Source organism: Sphingobium sp. BYY-5 (genome assembly GCF_022758885.1).
Classification (GTDB): Bacteria; Pseudomonadota; Alphaproteobacteria; order Sphingomonadales; family Sphingomonadaceae; genus Sphingobium.
On sequence record NZ_JALEBH010000002.1, the window covers coordinates 272,987 to 288,655 of the forward strand.

12 protein-coding genes are annotated in these 15,669 nt (G+C 62.6%); 2 read left to right on the top strand and 10 right to left on the bottom strand.

Features of this window, described 5'->3' with window-relative positions:
* The first annotated feature begins 184 nt into the window (after positions 1–184).
* Together MOK15_RS17480 and MOK15_RS17485 are read left to right on the top strand one after the other, a co-directional pair.
* Positions 185–1,522, top strand: a complete 1,338-nt coding sequence (locus MOK15_RS17480; protein WP_242932996.1) for an MFS transporter — start codon at positions 185–187, stop codon at positions 1,520–1,522.
* A complete protein-coding gene (locus MOK15_RS17485) occupies positions 1,522–3,345 on the top strand; it encodes a hypothetical protein (protein ID WP_242932997.1) in 1,824 nt (607 codons plus the stop codon). The genes MOK15_RS17480 and MOK15_RS17485 overlap by 1 nt, the downstream gene beginning before the upstream one ends.
* Before the next feature lie 28 nt (positions 3,346–3,373).
* Here the strand turns inward: MOK15_RS17485 and MOK15_RS17490 are convergent, their stop codons facing one another.
* The 10 genes from MOK15_RS17490 to MOK15_RS17535 all read right to left on the bottom strand — a co-directional run bounded on the left by MOK15_RS17490 (position 3,374) and on the right by MOK15_RS17535 (position 15,663).
* Positions 3,374–4,927: a carboxylesterase/lipase family protein gene (locus MOK15_RS17490; protein WP_242932998.1), complete on the bottom strand. Its 1,554-nt coding sequence runs from the start codon at positions 4,925–4,927 to the stop codon at positions 3,374–3,376.
* Positions 4,924–5,814, bottom strand: coding sequence for a LysR family transcriptional regulator (locus tag MOK15_RS17495; protein WP_242932999.1), 891 nt, complete (start codon positions 5,812–5,814; stop codon positions 4,924–4,926). Before MOK15_RS17495 ends, MOK15_RS17490 begins: the two co-directional genes overlap by 4 nt.
* A 42-nt stretch (positions 5,815–5,856) precedes the next feature.
* Positions 5,857–6,774, bottom strand: a complete 918-nt coding sequence (gene kdgD, locus MOK15_RS17500; RefSeq protein ID WP_242933000.1) for a 5-dehydro-4-deoxyglucarate dehydratase — start codon at positions 6,772–6,774, stop codon at positions 5,857–5,859.
* A 181-nt stretch (positions 6,775–6,955) separates the two neighbouring features.
* Entirely contained in the window at positions 6,956–7,621 is a 666-nt protein-coding gene (locus MOK15_RS17505; protein ID WP_242933001.1) for a peroxiredoxin-like family protein, read from the bottom strand.
* Between the two features lie 90 nt (positions 7,622–7,711).
* Positions 7,712–9,061, bottom strand: a complete 1,350-nt coding sequence (locus MOK15_RS17510; RefSeq protein ID WP_242933002.1) for an LLM class flavin-dependent oxidoreductase — start codon at positions 9,059–9,061, stop codon at positions 7,712–7,714.
* A gap of 16 nt (positions 9,062–9,077) precedes the next feature.
* Positions 9,078–9,869 (bottom strand): class II aldolase/adducin family protein, encoded by a 792-nt coding sequence (locus MOK15_RS17515; protein WP_242933003.1) that lies wholly within the window; start codon positions 9,867–9,869, stop codon positions 9,078–9,080.
* Between the two features lie 82 nt (positions 9,870–9,951).
* On the bottom strand, positions 9,952–10,902 hold the full coding sequence (locus MOK15_RS17520; RefSeq protein WP_242933004.1) for an ABC transporter substrate-binding protein: 951 nt from the start codon (positions 10,900–10,902) through the stop codon (positions 9,952–9,954).
* Positions 10,892–13,441: a TonB-dependent receptor gene (locus MOK15_RS17525; RefSeq protein WP_242933005.1), complete on the bottom strand. Its 2,550-nt coding sequence runs from the start codon at positions 13,439–13,441 to the stop codon at positions 10,892–10,894. The genes MOK15_RS17520 and MOK15_RS17525 overlap by 11 nt, the downstream gene beginning before the upstream one ends.
* Before the next feature lie 155 nt (positions 13,442–13,596).
* The gene (locus MOK15_RS17530) at positions 13,597–14,571 is read right to left on the bottom strand and encodes an aliphatic sulfonate ABC transporter substrate-binding protein (protein ID WP_242933006.1); all 975 of its coding nucleotides are present in this window, start codon (positions 14,569–14,571) and stop codon (positions 13,597–13,599) included.
* Between the two features lie 3 nt (positions 14,572–14,574).
* Positions 14,575–15,663 (bottom strand): LLM class flavin-dependent oxidoreductase, encoded by a 1,089-nt coding sequence (locus tag MOK15_RS17535; protein ID WP_242933007.1) that lies wholly within the window; start codon positions 15,661–15,663, stop codon positions 14,575–14,577.
* Between the last annotated feature and the right edge of the window lie 6 nt (positions 15,664–15,669).

Here is a 15,669-nt window from a genome sequence, read left to right on the forward strand (position 1 = left end):
CGGCATGAATCGATGCACGACTTGCACTGATCCGGGAAAGACACCGGTATCCATTGCTCGATCAAGCCAAGTCATGGCTGAATCATGCTACATTTGGACTTGGACCCGGCCGCCTTGTCGGTCTAGCGTCTGCGTCCACCCCCGACCGCTCCCACAGACGGGCGGCGCCTATGCGGAGAGCGTTTTGACCGAGGCCGTCGCAGTTTCCCCCACTCCCGCGCGCGCTACGCATGTGCGCTACAAGATCATCGCGCTGATCTTCATAATCACCTCGATCAACTATGCGGATCGCGCAACCTTCTCGATCGCGGGCAATGCCGCGAGTGGCGAACTGGGCCTTTCGCCAGTGCAGACCGGCTTCATCCTGTCCGCTTTTGCATGGTCCTATGTGCTGGCGCAAATTCCCGGCGGCGCCTTGCTTGACCGGTTCGGAACCAAGAAAATCTATGCCGCCGCGATCGCCATCTGGTCGCTTTTCACCGCGATACAGGGAACGGTCGGCCTGATCGCCGGCTTGCCGGTGGTGGCGACCCTGTTCGCGCTGCGTTTTCTGGTCGGCGCAGCCGAAGCCCCCTCCTTCCCTGGCAATGCAAGGCTGGTGGCGGCCTGGTTCCCAGGCGCCGAACGGGGCACCGCCTCGGCCATCTTCAACAGCGCGCAATATTTCTCGCTCGTCGCCTTCGCGCCGCTCATGGGTTGGCTCGTCCACAGTTTCGGGTGGCGCTCGGTCTTCTGGGTGATGGGGTCATTGGGGCTGGTCGCGACCGCCCTGTTCCTGCGCTATATTCACAGCCCCGCCCGCCATCCCGGAATCAACGCGGCGGAACTGGCGCATATCGAGGCAGGCGGCGGCCTGATCCACATGGAGGATGCCGGCGCCGGGGCGGCGCGCACGCCGACCTTCACATGGTCGAATGTGCGGCAATTGCTGGCAAACCGTATGATGCTGGGCATCTATCTCGGCCAATATTGCATCAATGTGCTGACCTATTTCTTCGTCACCTGGTTTCCCATCTACCTGGTGAAGGAACGCGGCCTCAATATCATGGAGGCAGGCTTCGCCGCCGCCGCGCCCGCGCTGTGCGGTTTTGTCGGAGGCCTTGCCGGCGGCTATTGCTCCGACCTCATCCTCAAGCGCACCGGATCGCTGGACCTGGCGCGCAAGACGCCGCTGGTGATGGGCATGTCGCTGGCGACGCTCATCATCGCCTGCGTCTGGGTGGAGGCCGAATGGCTGGTGGTGACGCTGATGGCGGTCGCCTTCTTCGGCAAGGGGATTGCGTCGCTCGGCTGGGCAGTGATGGCCGATGTCGCGCCTAAACAGCTTGCAGGCCTGTCGGGGGGCGTGTTCAACATGTTCGGCAATATGGCCGGCATCGTGACGCCGATCGTCGTCGGCTATATCGTCGCGGCGACCGGATCATTCGACCTCGCGCTGATGTTCGTAGGCGTGCATTGCCTGCTCACCATCTTCGCCTTCACCGTCATTGTCGGGCCGATCCGTCGGCTGGAGCTGGCTTGATGCGGGTCGATCGACGCGCCTTTTTGGGCGGTACGGCGGTCCTTGCCCTCCCCGCGCAGGCGCGAACGGTTCCGGCGATGCTGGTGGCGGACAGGCCGATGCCGGCACCGGAATGGGCCAGGATGCAACGACAGTTGCTGGACGCCAATCTGGCCGCTTGCGAAGCCTTCTACGCCCAATATGTGGACAGCCACGACCGCCTCAAAATATTTGAGCGCTGGGGTGCGAATGATGGTCCCGACGACGCGGCGGAAGCGACCAACGATTGGTTCCTGCTCCACGCGCTGGGTGGCAGCGACAGGATCAGGACGCTCGCCAGTCGTTTTTGGGAAGGGCATCTGCGCCAGTTCACGGCCGCCCGCACCATCGACGTACCGATTGCGCGGCAGGGCATGTATTATCGCGAATTCCCCACGCAAATGGACTGGCAGCATAATGCGGAGGGGTTGACCAGCTTCAACCTCATGGGATTGTCCATCCCACGCGATGCGAAGCTGCTGGCGCGAACGCGGCGTTACGCCGATTTCTACACCGGACGCGATCCTGACGCGCCCAACTATGATCCGCGCCTGAAAATGATGCGCAGCCTGCTGAACGGCAGCCGGGGGCCGATGCTGCGCCAGGCGACATCGCTCGACTGGGCGGGCGATCCGTTCGACCCCGCTCCCTTTCACATGGAGCATGGGGAAACAACCTATCAGGAGACGCTCGATCATTATGCCGAATATGGCGATGTGATCGGCGATAATCCGTTGAACCTGCAAGCGACGACATTGGGCCTCAACGCCTATGCGCTGGGCGGCGGGGAGCGGTTCCGCACCTGGGCGCTGGACTATCTGTCCGCCTGGGCCGATCGGGCGGCAAAGAATGACGGCCTGCTACCGAGCTTCGTCCGACCCGATGGTACAGTCGGCGGCGACTGGTGGAAGGGCATCTACGGTTGGGGTTTCTCCCCGGTCGTACCGCAAACCGGGAAGCGGGAAGATCGCAATCGCGTGCCCCGGTCCATCACGACCTTCATGGGCGGCGTCGTGATGAGCGGCGATCTCGGCTTCATCGACCTCTGGCGGCGGCACACGGCACGGCTCAACGATGCGTCCCGCAACGTGGACGGGGTGCTAAGCGCGCCCACCATGTATGGTGCCCAAGGTTGGTATGGCTGGAAACCCGGGCGTTATCGCGTCAATGGCTTCGAAATCTGGTATATGTCGCAAAAGGGTGAAGATCGAGAACTTGCGGGCGATGATCCATGGATCGATTTCCTCGAAGGGCGCAATGCAGACTATCCGGTTCAGGCGCTGGGCGTGGATCTGAAGCGGGTTGCCGATCGCGTGGCCGCACGGGAAAGGGACGATAGCACGCCACAGACGCGGCTCGCGGATTGGCCGATCGATATCAACCCGGCCAGCGTCAAGAGTCTGGTCCAGTTAATGACCGGCGGACTGCATATTGCGCGGCCACCCTGGTCGAAAAGCTCGCCGTCTCAAGGTGGCGTGCCGCTGCATTGCCGGTTGCGCTATTTCGACCCGGTGGCACGGCGGGCAGGCGTACCGGCGGATGTTGGCGCATTGGTTCACCGGTTGGTGGATCGCGAGACCGAGGTAACTTTGGTGAACCTGGGGCAGCAGGCGCGAACCGTGACGGTTCAGGGGGGTGCCTATGCCGAGCATCGGATCGATGCGGTCACGATGAATGGACGGACCGTTGCTGTCGGAAAACGGGATTTCACGCTGCGGCTGGAGCCGGGATGCGGCGTGCGGTTGGCATTGGCGATGACGCGCTTTGCGAACCGGCCGACTTTGGCCTTCCCCTGGGATCGATGACGTCCCCTTCCCATGCGGGCTGCTTTATCTATCCACCCGGCTTGATATAGGGGGCGACGGCGAAGAGCAGCCGTTCTTCCCGGCGCGGATCATTTTCGATGCGCACGGTGCGATCGAAGATCATCGTTGGACGCTGGTCGAGGGTGAATTGCGGCCATTGCGGAATGGATCGGCAATTGGGATCGCCCGTCCGGGCCAGCGCGATGAAGGCATCCGCCATCTGCCCGGCCAGACGCCGCGCTTCGGGACTGACACCGATACGAGAACCTTGTGCATCGACATTGTCGAACACCAGAGGAATGTCGAGCGTGTGGAAAGCGCCCAATATTCCCCCCGCTTCGGGGCAAGGAAAATCGAGCTGATACATCCAGGTCGGCGCGCCGATGCGGGCGCGTTCTTCGGCCTGGATAAGATGACCAGGCCAGGAGCGCCCCGCTGTCGACGCTGCGAGCAGGATTTGGCCGGGTGTACGGCCGGGATAAAGTTCGCGATAGCGGCGGATCACATAATCGGGTGCAAGATCCTTGACCGTCTCGCGCGCCAGCCGTTCGGGCAGATTGTCCCAGTTCGTGTCACCCGCACGCAAGCTCTTCTCGATCCAGAGCGCGGTTTCATCATGGGTATTCCCGACGATCAGCGGGATATGCGCCGCCTCGCGCGGAGCGTCCGGCACGAATGGGTGGCGCGGCAGGACGCCATGGTCCAGGGTGGACGTGAAGCTGATCTCCCCCTTCCCTTCCAACGGGTCGGTCATCGCCATAGCTTCGACCAGCCCGTCTATCGGCAGTTGCATCAGCGTGGCTATGTCAGGTGCACCGGCCTTCTCCATCCATGCCTTCGCGCGGGCGGTGGCGTGCATGGGGCCGGCGGCGGTGACATGCTGGCCGCTCATCGTGGCGGCGGCGTGGAAGAGAGGGCGCGCTTCGGGCATCGCCATCAGCGTCACCACCTTCGCACCGCCGCCCGACTGGCCGAAGATCATCACACGATCCGGATTGCCGCCAAAATTCGCGATATTGTCCCGCACCCATTGCAGCGCGAGAATGATGTCGAGATTACCGACATTGCCGGACTCCGCCGGCCCGCCAAGCTGGGCAAGATAAGCATAGCCCATCGCCGCCAGCCGGTGATTGAGCGTCACCACCACGACATCGCCGCGCCGGACGAGATTGCCGCCGTCATAGAGCGGGTCGCTGCCCGATCCATGGGCATGGCCGCCGCCATGGAGATAGACCATGACCGGACGCTTTCCCGCATCCAGCGCGGGAGTCCATATATTGAGGAACAGGCAGTCTTCGGATGTAGGTTCGGACGCCCTGGTCTGTGGCGCGGCTGGGCCATAGCGTGTGGCATCCGTTATGCCTTGCCAAGCGATCGGCGGGGCGGCCCGGTGGAAACGGGTAGTGGCCGTGTCGGCACCGTAGCGAACGCCGCGGAAGACGAACACATTCTTTTCGATCGTGCCGCGTATCCGGCCATATCGCGTTCGCGCGACCGGGCTGGAAGGTGAGCGCGTCGCCGATGCCGCGATCGGACTGGCCGCCAGCCCGGCGAGCAGGATGCGGCGACCGATTGGGATCATGTCGTCATTTCCGTGCATAATTGTCGCATGGCGGGAAGCGCGGGATTCCTGTTGTCACGCCGCCAGGCCATGTGCAGTTCGACCGGTTTTTCCTGCGGCGTCATCAGGCGACGAAAATGGACGTCGCTCATATGCAAACCGGTCGCGCTTTCGGGCACGATGGCGGGGGCGACCCCAGCATGGACCAGACCCAGCATCGAATGAATCTGTGTCACATGCTGGACATAGAGCGGGGCGGCCGCCACGTCATTAAACAGATTTTCCAGCATATTGTGAAAATAGGCAGCGCCCTGTCGCGAATACATGATGAGCGGCTGGCCATCGAAATCGGCGGGTGTGAGCGCCGCCATCGCCTTGCGCGGGTCGCCGGGTGGGAGGGCGACGAACAGAGGCTCATGCAGGACGCAGGCGCTGTCGAACTCATGACGATTGACCGGCGGACGGACGAAACCGATGTCCACCAGGCCGGTAAGCAGGGCATCGACCTGATCGCCCGACACCATTTCCCGCAGTTCCAACTCGATATTGGGAAGGACGGCCCTCGCCTGCGCAACGATGCGGGGAACTATATTGTAGCTGGAGACAGCCGTGAAGCCGATGGCAACCCGCCCGGCATCGCCTTTCGCAACGCGCCGAGCGGAGAGGGCCGCGCTGTCGGCCAGGCGAACGATCCGACGCGCCTCGATCAGGAAAACGCTCCCCGCCGGAGTGAGGCTTACCTGTCGACTGGTGCGTTCCAGAAGCTGCACGTCCAATATGCGTTCGAGCAACTGGATCTGGCGGCTCAAGGGCGATTGCGTCATGTTGAGCCGCTGGGCGGCCCGGCCGAAATGCAGTTCTTCGGCGGCGGCGACGAAGCAACGGAGCTGGCTGAGTTCGAACATCATGCCAGACTATCCGTGCTGAACCCGCAAGTCACTGCCGGCCGGTCACGCCGTGGCGCGTTCGATGAGCGCGCGCAACTCCGCCTCTTCCTCCGCCGACAGGTCTGTGAGCGGCGATCGGACAGGACCGGCATCGCGACCGATGATGCGCATCCCCGCCTTGACGATCGACACGGCATAGCCCCGCCCCCGGTCACGCAGGGCGATATAGGGAAGAACGAAATTGCGTAGCTGATCCATGACATGGGTCTGATCCCCGGCGCGCACTGCCCGGTAGAAGGCTAGCGCCCATTCTGGCATGAAGTTGAAGATAGCCGAACTATAAGTCGTGACGCCCATGGTGAGATAGGGCGTGGCGAAGGTTTCCGCCGTCGGTAGCCCGCCAATATAAGTCAGCCGGTCGCCCATGCGGGCATAGATGCGGGTCATGAGTTCGATATCGCCAACCCCGTCCTTGAACCCGATGAGATTGGGATTGCGATCGCACAGACGCGCCAGCGTCTCGTCATTCACGATGGCATTGTCGCGATTATAGACGATGACGCCCAGCCCGGTGGCGCGGCAGACAGCCTCGATATGCGCGGCCAACCCCTCCTGCTTGCTGTTCATAAGATAGGGGGGGAGGAGAAGCAGACCGTCCGCGCCCACCTTCTCCGCGTCGCGCGCAATGCCGGTGGCGATCGCGGTGCCATAACCACAGCCGGAGATGACGGGAATGCGGCCATTGCTTTGGGCGACCGCCGCCGCAACCACCTGCGCCACTTCGGCCGGGGTCAGCGAGAAGAACTCGCCGGTGCCGCCCGCCGCAAACAGGCCGCTCAATTCGCGCTCCAGCATCCAGCCGCAATGATCGCGATAGGGGCCTTCCTGAAATGCGCCCTGTGCATCGAAATGCGTAACCGGAAAGGACAATAGCCCCTGGCCCAGTTGGCGTGCCAGATCATTGGGGCTAAAATGGCTCATGTCGCTAATTCTCCTCTCCCGAACGACTGGCCCGGCCAGCGTTGATGGAGTGGAGATAGGCTTTGGCCGACAGCGGGTCCAAACCAAATGCGCGCACGATCGATGCACAGCTTGGCATGATCCGACATTGCCCGCGCGGCGAAGATTGTCCGGCCTCGCGGTGCAGGCCGGACGACCTGATTCAGGACAGGTGCGGCGTGATGTGGCGTAATATCTCTTCGGCCTCCGGCCGGTCCAGCCAGTCCGGACTGACATGCAGCCATTCGACACGGCGCCCCGGCCCGACCAGCACGGCGGCCGGCTGCGGCAATTCCCAGCTATTGGTGCCGGTCACTTCACCAATCCATCCGGCAGGCGGCGGCGATGGCCGATTGTCCGGGACGAAGCTGATATCCAATAGTCGGGCAAAGCCGTTGTCCGTATCAGTGGCAACGGCAAAGGGCAGCTCATGACGCCTCTTGATATCCCTCAATCGGTCGGGTTGCTGCGGGCTGAGCGCTATGAGTGGGATACCCAGTTCCTTGAGCGCAGGGTATAGATTCTCCGCATAATAAGGCAGCGCAATATTGCAGGCCGGACAGCCGGCGAAGCGGAAGAAAAGGAACAACGCCGGTCCACTGGCTGTCAGCGCATCAAGGCTGAGATGTCCGCCATCGACTTCGGCGAAGGTCAAGGGCGGGAGAATAGTGCCGGGCTGCGCGACTGCTGTCGGGTCGAAGCGCTCGATCAGTTGGGCGCGTTGACGGGCATTCCCCTCCAGTTGCGCGGCGGTCCAGCTACGCTCCCGCTCCGCCTGCAACGCGGCATAACGGGTCTTGAGCGTATCGGTGAGAAGTGTCGCCATCATGGTCTCCTTGCGGTCAGGACCATAGTGGCAACAGCCAGTGCCCCCCGCCAATGAGAGTTGGCCGGGGAGCGTCGATGAATTTTTATAGATTCAGGCGGCGTCGCGATGCGTCTGAAGCGACCGACGCCGATCCACCGGCACGGGAAGACCCAGATTGCCGCGCAACGTGCCGGCCTCATATTCGGTGCGGAACAGGCCGCGTTGCTGGAAGATGGGAACAACCTCCTCGACGAAACGCCTGAACTGCGCGGGATGGCCAAGATGGACATTGAGACCATCGAGCGCACGGCTTTCGAACCAGCGCTGTATCTCGTTCGCTACCGTTTCGGCCGACCCAACGAAGGGGCTGCCGCGCCCCGCACGGACCCGCTCCACCGCCTGACGCAAGGTCAGGCCCTGCTCGGCCGCCTGGTCCGTGATCTTCTTCGCCTGCGTGTAGAAGCTGCTCTTTGCATGTTCCAGCGCCTCTACCGGGAAAGGCGCGTCCGGATCATACTGGCGAAAATCATGCCAGCCGAACGGGCGGCCAAACTCCGCCAGCGCTTGGTCGAAACTCTGATCGACGCTGCGATAGTGGCGCTCAATCTCCTGCGCCTGCGCGTCTGTATCACCGATATAGACGAAGAAGCCGGGCAGGATCACGATCTGGTCGGGATCGCGGCCTTGCCGGGTGGCGCGTCCCTTGATGTCCGCATAGAAGGCTTGGCCCTGCTCGATCGTCGCGGCGTGGGTGAAGATGGCGTCTGCAATGGTGGCGCCAAGATCACGCCCCTGATCGCTGTCGCCCGCCTGAAAGATCACCGGCTCGCCCTGGGGCGATCGCTGGATATTGAGCGGCCCCACGACTTGGAAAAATTCGCCGCGATGGTCGAGACAGTGCAGCTTGTCGGCGTCGAGGAACTGGCCGGTCGCCCGATCGCGGACCAACGCCCCTTCCTCCCAGGACGACCATAAGCCCCGCGCCACATCAAGAAACTCAACGGCACGACGATAGCGCGTATCATAGTCGAAATGTTCGGGCAGGCTGAAATTGCCCGCCGTCCCCGCGTCCCCGCTGGTGACGACGTTCCACCCCGCGCGTCCCTTGCTGATAAGGTCGACCGAAGCGAAGCGGCGGGCAAGATTGAACGGGTCATTATAGGAAGTGGTGAGCGTGCCGACGAGGCCGATATGCTTGGTCGCCACCGCCAGCGCCGACAACAGGGTCAGCGGCTCCAGCCGATTGAGATAATGCGGCGGCGAATTGGCGGTGATGAACTGGCTGTCGACAATGAACACCAGGTCGAACTTGGCCGCCTCCGCCTGCCGCACGATATCGATATACCAGTCGATATTGACGCTGGCGTCGAGTGGGATGTCGGTGTCCAGCCAGCGATTGCTGTCGCCGGGACCGCCGACGCCCGTGGGCACGAGACCGAGTTTGAGTTGGCGTTGAGACATCAGGCTTCCCGGTCGGTCAGGCGTCGAAGCCGGGCGACTGACGCTCCGCCTTGCGCAGCGCCGCTTCCCAGACGAGGTCGTAATGGGATTTGGCACCTTCCACCGGCTTGCGTTCGCGACTCATCTGGCGGCGGACTTCCTCTTGCGCGGCTTCGGGTGCGATCAGCACATTATCGCGACCGATGGAAAGGCTGCGCACCTGCGCCTTGCAGGCTTCCTCCAGATGATAGATGCCGCTGAACGCTTCGCCCGGTGTCGCGCCCAGGGCCAGCGTGCCATGGTTGCGCAGCAGCATGACCTTGGTGTCGCCCAGATCCGCGACCAGCCTTTCCCGCTCATCCAGGTTGAGCGCGACGCCCTCATAATCATGGTAGGACAGACGTGGGATGAGGGCGAGCGCGCGCTGGTTGAGCGGCAGCAGTCCTTCCGCATGGGCGGAGACTGCCATGCCGTCCGCGCTGTGGAAATGCGCGATATAATGGGCATCGTCACGCGCGCCGTGGATCGCGCTATGGATCACGTATCCGGCATAGTTGATGCCATAGTCGCTTTCCCCGATCACATTGCCGTCGAGGTCGACCTTCACCAGGCTGGACGCCGTGATTTCATCGAACATCAGGCCAAAGGGATTGATGAGGAAATGATGGTCCGGCCCCGGCACGCGGGCGGAGATATGGGTATAGATGAAGTCGTCCCAGCCATAGAGGGCGGAGAGGCGATAGAAAGCAGCCAGGTCGACGCGGGCTTTCCATTCCGCTTCGCTGATGCCCGAATGGCGGAAACGATCATCCTTCAAGACTGTAGCCATGGCGATGCTCCTTTGCGGACAAGTGTAGGGAGGCGGTTCCATGCCGCCCAATGAGGATTTCTGAAGAGTCGGACAGCGGCGCTCATGCCGGGAAGATGCCCGGATCGACGATGCTGGCCACATTCACATGGGCGGGCAATTCGCCATCGGCATAGAAACGATCGACGACCCGCTGCAACGGTTTTACCACCGCCGCGTCGGGCGCGATCAGCAGCGGGTTCTGCGACTTCACCACCAGAGCGGCCAGTTTCGGGTCCATCTTCGTCTGTTTGGCGAAAATGCGGGTATAGGCTTCGGTATTGGCCTGCGCCCAGATACTGGCTTGTTTTAGCCGGCTGACGATATCGCGCAACGCAGCGCGTTTGGCCGGATCGTCCAGCGCAGTCTGCGACACGGCGAGCAGGCCCAGGCCGGTATTGATCCCCTGTCCGTCACGCAGCAGCCGCGCGCCACGTTCTTGCGCCGCGATCTGATAGGTGCCGAAGGTCGCCCAAGCGTCGATCCGTCCAGCCGCGAAGGCGGCGGCGGCGTCATTGGGCAGCATGAAGCCGATATCGACCTTGCGCCGGTCCAGCTTCGCTTCCTTGAGCGCTTCGAGCAGCAGATAGTGCGAAATGCTGCCCCGCGCGCTGGATACGATGACGCGATGGCCCGCCAGCCCCGCAACCGACCGGATCGGTGAACCGGGCGGCACGAGGATGCCGATATCCCTGGTGGACGACAGCGCGCCGGCGACGATCTTGAGCTGTGCGCCCGCCGCCGCTGCCAGCACCACCGGCAGATCGCCCGCGATGGCAGTATCGACTGCCCCCGCGTTCAACGCCTCCAGCAGCGGAGCGGCGCCGACAAACTCCGCCCATTCGATATCATAGGGCAGATTGTTGAGAGTGCCCGCCGCCTCCGCCTTCGACTGAAGCAGGTGGACCTGATCGCCCAGGACCAGTTTCGTGCGACCGCCCTTCCCGGCCCCGCCGCACGCGGCGAGACCGAGCGCAGCAGCGCCGGCAAGGAAAGTCCGGCGATCAGAAAGCAAGTGCGATCCTTCCATAATAATAGCCGCCTGCGGGGTTGAAGGGCGACGGGCCGTAATAGCCCTGGCCCGTCTGGGGATTGCCCGGCCCGTTGGTTTCGGGGCGAACGTCGAACAGGTTGGTGGCGCCGACCGAGAGCGTCGCGAACGACGTCACCTTTGCGCTGATGCTGGCGTCGGTGATGATCTTCGCCCCGAAATAGCGATCGTCGCCCGCCGCCGTGCGCTGCGTATATTTGCCATAGCGGGTGGCAGTGAGGCTGAGGCCGAAAATGCCCTTCGACCAATTGAGCGTGCTGACCAGCTTGGTATGCGGCTGGAGCACTTCCAGCTCGCCGATCTTGTCGCCGCCGAAGAATACCGATCCCGCGCCCAGCAGCGAATTGCCATTGGCGTCGAACAGTTGCGACGGCGTGGCGACGACATCCGTCACCTTGGTCTTGGAATAGTTGAAGGCGACGGTCAGACCCAGCTTGCCAAGATCGCCCAGGTTGCGACTATAGTCGGCAACCAGGTCGAAGCCCTTGGTTTCGGTGTCCGCGGCGTTAATGAAATATTCCGCCTGCTCGATATCGGACAGGTCGTTCGCGGCGAGGATAGCCGAAATGCCAGTGCCGAACAGGCGGCCTGTACGCTCGATCCGATCCTTGATCCGGATATAATAGCCGTCCAGCGTCACCGATAGCGACGGCAAGGGCGTAAAGACAAGGCCGAGGCCGGCATTCCAGGTCTTTTCCGCCTTGAGTGGCTTGGCGCCCAGCAACTGACCGACGGTCGAATCCGCCGTTACCAGCTTGGCGACGGTGGGGCGCAATTCGGTCTGACCCGTCGCCGGGTTGAAGAAGGAGGATGTGCGCCCGTCCGTCTGCGCATAGCCGATCTGGGTCAGCGACGGCGCGCGGAAGCCGGTGCCGACCGTGCCGCGAATGGCGAGCGCCGGGCTGATCTCATAGCGGCTGTTGAGCTTCAGGCCGACCGGGCTGCCCGAACCGTCGCTATAATGTTCGGCGCGAATGGCCGCGCCGATATACCAGGCGTCGGTCGGATAGAGGCCTAGATCAATATAGCCGGCATAGACTTTTCGGCTGATGTCCGCTTCATCCGCAGGCGAAAGGACGATCGCGCCCTGCACCACCGGGGAAGCGACGCGCCCGACATTCCAGTCATATTGCTGGTCGCCGGGCTTGAAGGTGTAGGTCGCATCCTCATAGGCGAGCGGATCGCCGGCGAAGGTGCGGAACCGATCGAGCCGATATTCGCCACCGATCGACACTTGCAGCGGCTTGGCGAAGCCGATGTCGAACTCACGTGTCAGGTCGATATTGTGGGTCCATTGGCGGAACTCGAAATTGGCGAGATTGGGCCAATAGGTCGGACTGTCCGGTCCGAGCGACGGGCGCACGGAGAGCTTCGAATATTGGCGGCTGGCGTTGCGGCCGAAAGAGGAGGAGATGTCATAATCCCATCCCACGAGCGTTCCGCGCAGACCGCCGACGAACTGGAAATCATTCTCGTCGATATTGTTGAGCGGATAATAGCCGTCCGGGAACAGTGCCGTGAAATCGGCGGTGCTGTTGGGACGGCGGAAATTATTGCCAATCTGCGCGTCGCGTTCGCCATAAGTACCGAAGCTGTAGAGCGTGACATTGTCCGTCACCGGCAATTGCGCATTATAGCTGAGGTTGAACGCCTTGATCTGCGGGTCGCCATTATGCGCACCGTCGCGGTTCCATTGCGCGTTGCGGGCATTGGCGTCAGCGATATTGGCCTCCACCTGCGCACGGGTCAGACCGCTGGTCGCCACCACCTGGTCGATCGTGCGGCCGGCGGGCAGGCCGTAGAGGTTGGTGTCGGTCGCGGGCAGGTTCCACCAGGCGCCACCGCGCTTGCGGATGTCGCCGCTCAAGGTCAGGAAGCCGCCGTCGTCACCGATCTTCGTGCCATAGCGGATCGTCCCCTTCCAACTGTCCGGCCTGCCATTGGCGTCGTAGAGCGTGCCATAGGTGAAATCGCCGCCCAGCCCTTCCTTCTCGGAGAGTTGGATGTTGATGACACCGGCGATTGCATCCGTGCCATATTGGGCGGCGGCGCTATCCTTCAACACCTCGATCCGGTCGATGGCGCTGGTCGGAATGAGGTCGATGTCGACAGGGTTGGCGCCGGACGTGTCTGCGGTCGAATTGCTGAGGAAGGCGCCGTTGTGACGTCGCTTCCCGTTGACCAGCACCAGCGTATAGGCGGGTGCCAGGCCGCGATTGGTAACGGGGCGACCGATCGAGAAGACACCGGCATGGGTCGATCCGAAATTGAGCGAGGGCAGCAGCTTGGACAGCGCTTCTCCGAACTCGGCCGAACCGGTCGCCTGCAACTTATCCGCGCTGACCACGTCGATCGGCGCGGGGCTTTCTGCAATGGTGCGGGGCGCCCCGCGCACGCCGGTAACGATAATCGTACCGGCGGCATCGGAGGCGTCACCGACGGCCGCTTGAGGCGCAACGATCGTTTGCGCCGCCAACGGTACGCTGGAGAGCAGAACGCCCACAATCGCGGTAGTTGTGAGATATGACCCGTTATGTTTCATAATTATATACCCCCAAATATTCTCCGAGGGATCATGTATTTTCTACTTATTTTGTTGAATAACGACTTCGCGCTTCAATCTATGATTAAAGCTAAACTTTAGATCTTCTTTTCATCTTAAAACTTATTATTTTTCCCACCTTTGCCGAAACTGACATCGAATGCTTCGGCGACAGCGCGTTTGCCGTCGGTTAGACCAGCCTTCCGGAAACGTGCGGTAATCGCCTGCTCATGCGCGATGATCTTGCCGTCGATCGGTTGCGACACGCGGTTGTTCCGATCGAAACTGGCGCGAGCGATATCCAGTGGCAGGCCCGTTTCCTTCGCCAGAACCTGCGCGAACTGGTCTGGATGCGCGCGTGCCCAGGCGACGGCCTTGGCTTCGCGCTGGAGGAAATCCGCCAGCAAGGCGCGCTTAGGATCGATGGAATCCGCATGAGCGATGTCGATATAGAGCGGGAGACCATAGTCCTTGGCGTCGATCACCGCGCGCGCGCCTTCCTTGATCGCGACGTTGGTATAGGGCGTCCAGGTAGCCCAGGCGTCGATCGATCCACTGTCGAATGCCGCCTTGGCATCGCCCGGAGGCAGGAAAGTAACATGCACCTTGTCCACCGGGATATCGGCCCGCTCCAGCGCCTGGAGCAGCAGATGATGGCCGATCGAACCGCGCGTGGTCGCAATCGACTTGCCGACCAGATCCTGCGCACTCTTCACTGAAGAGCCATTTTTCACCAGGACGGCCAGCGCTTCCGCCGCTTGGTTGGCCGGAGCCTGCACGGCGATGGCCTTGACCGGACTGCCGCTCTGATAGGCGAAGATGAAGGGCGCATCGGCGGCCAGGCCCAGGTCGGCCGCACCGCCGCCCACAGCCTCAAGCAAGGGTTGCGCGGCGGGAAATTCCGACCATTCGACCGTATAGGGCGCGTCCTTGAGCACGCCCGATGCGATCATCATCGCCTTGACCTGCCCCTTCTGGTTCGCAACGCGCAAGACCTTGTCATCGCCGCCACGAAAATTCGCGGCGGCGAGCCCGATGCCCGCCACCGCGATAAGGGTCGCCGACAGGATGGCGACAGTCTTCTTGGCCATCGATCAGCCCGCCAGCGCGAGGCCAGACGCCTCGCGTTCGGCGACCTTGCGCCGAACGACCGGCAGCAGTTCGCGGCCATAGAGGATGGAATCGCCCAGCGGATCGAAGCCACGGATCAGGAAATGGTCGATGCCGATGTCATAATAATCGAGCATGGCGTCCGCGACCTGCTCCGGCGTGCCGACCAGGCCCGTGCTGTTGCCCGCCGCACCGGTCAGCGCCGCAACGCCGGTCCACAGGCGCGTATCGCGCCGGTTGCTGCTGGCGGTGTCGAGCAAGCGCAGCGACCCGGCATTGGGCGGACGATGGCCGCTGATCGGCAGGCCGGCGGCAACGCGATTCTCACGCACCTGCTCCTCAATCTCGGCCGCGCGTTTCCAGGCGGCTTCTTCGGTATCGGCGATCACCGGACGCAGCGAGAGCGAAAAGCCGGGGTCCCGGCCATAGCGCGCCGCCGACTTGCGTACCGCGCGAACCGTATCCTGCACCGCCTCCAGCGTTTCGCCCCAGAGTGCATAGACATCGGCATGGCGACCGGCGACCTCGATCGCGTCATCCGACGACCCGCCGAAGAAGACCGGCAGATTGTCCGGCTTGATCGCGCTGAATGCCTGACGAATATCATAATATTTGCCCTGATGGTCGAACGGCTGGGCTGCCGTCCATTCCTGCCGCAGGACGGTCAGATATTCGTCGGTACGGGCATAGCGTTCCGCCTTGACCGTCCGCGTATCGCCATCGCGTGCCATTTCCTCGTCAGCGCCACCGGTGATGATGTGGACAGCCACACGGCCGCCCGAAAGCTGATCGAGCGTGGCAAGTTGGCGCGCGGCCACGGTCGGCTGGGTGAAGCCGGGCCGGTGCGCAACCAGGAAGCCCAGCTTCGTCGTGATCGCCGCCGCATGGGCTGCGACGATCTGGCTTTCCGGGCTGTTGGACCCGAAGGGGATGAGAACGCGGTCGAAGCCGCCCTCTTCCTGCGCCTTGGCCGCCGCATTCACATAATCCGTGTCGAGCGCACGACTGCGCACCGCCGACTGGGTCTCCGACCCGTTGTTGAAGCCGATATAACCGATGAACTTGACGCTCATATGCGC

Bases quoted from the DNA above. Each gene is read 5' to 3' on its own strand.
- MOK15_RS17485 (WP_242932997.1), top strand. From the start codon at position 1,522: ATGCGGGTCGATCGACGCGCCTTTTTGGGCGGTACGGCGGTCCTTGCC.
- MOK15_RS17490 (WP_242932998.1), bottom strand. From the start codon at position 4,927: ATGATCCCAATCGGTCGCCGCATCCTGCTCGCCGGGCTGGCGGCCAGT.
- MOK15_RS17495 (WP_242932999.1), bottom strand. From the start codon at position 5,814: ATGATGTTCGAACTCAGCCAGCTCCGTTGCTTCGTCGCCGCCGCCGAA.
- kdgD (WP_242933000.1), bottom strand. From the start codon at position 6,774: ATGAGCCATTTTAGCCCCAATGATCTGGCACGCCAACTGGGCCAGGGG.
- MOK15_RS17505 (WP_242933001.1), bottom strand. From the start codon at position 7,621: ATGATGGCGACACTTCTCACCGATACGCTCAAGACCCGTTATGCCGCG.
- MOK15_RS17510 (WP_242933002.1), bottom strand. From the start codon at position 9,061: ATGTCTCAACGCCAACTCAAACTCGGTCTCGTGCCCACGGGCGTCGGC.
- MOK15_RS17515 (WP_242933003.1), bottom strand. From the start codon at position 9,869: ATGGCTACAGTCTTGAAGGATGATCGTTTCCGCCATTCGGGCATCAGC.
- MOK15_RS17530 (WP_242933006.1), bottom strand. From the start codon at position 14,571: ATGGCCAAGAAGACTGTCGCCATCCTGTCGGCGACCCTTATCGCGGTG.
- MOK15_RS17535 (WP_242933007.1), bottom strand. From the start codon at position 15,663: ATGAGCGTCAAGTTCATCGGTTATATCGGCTTCAACAACGGGTCGGAG.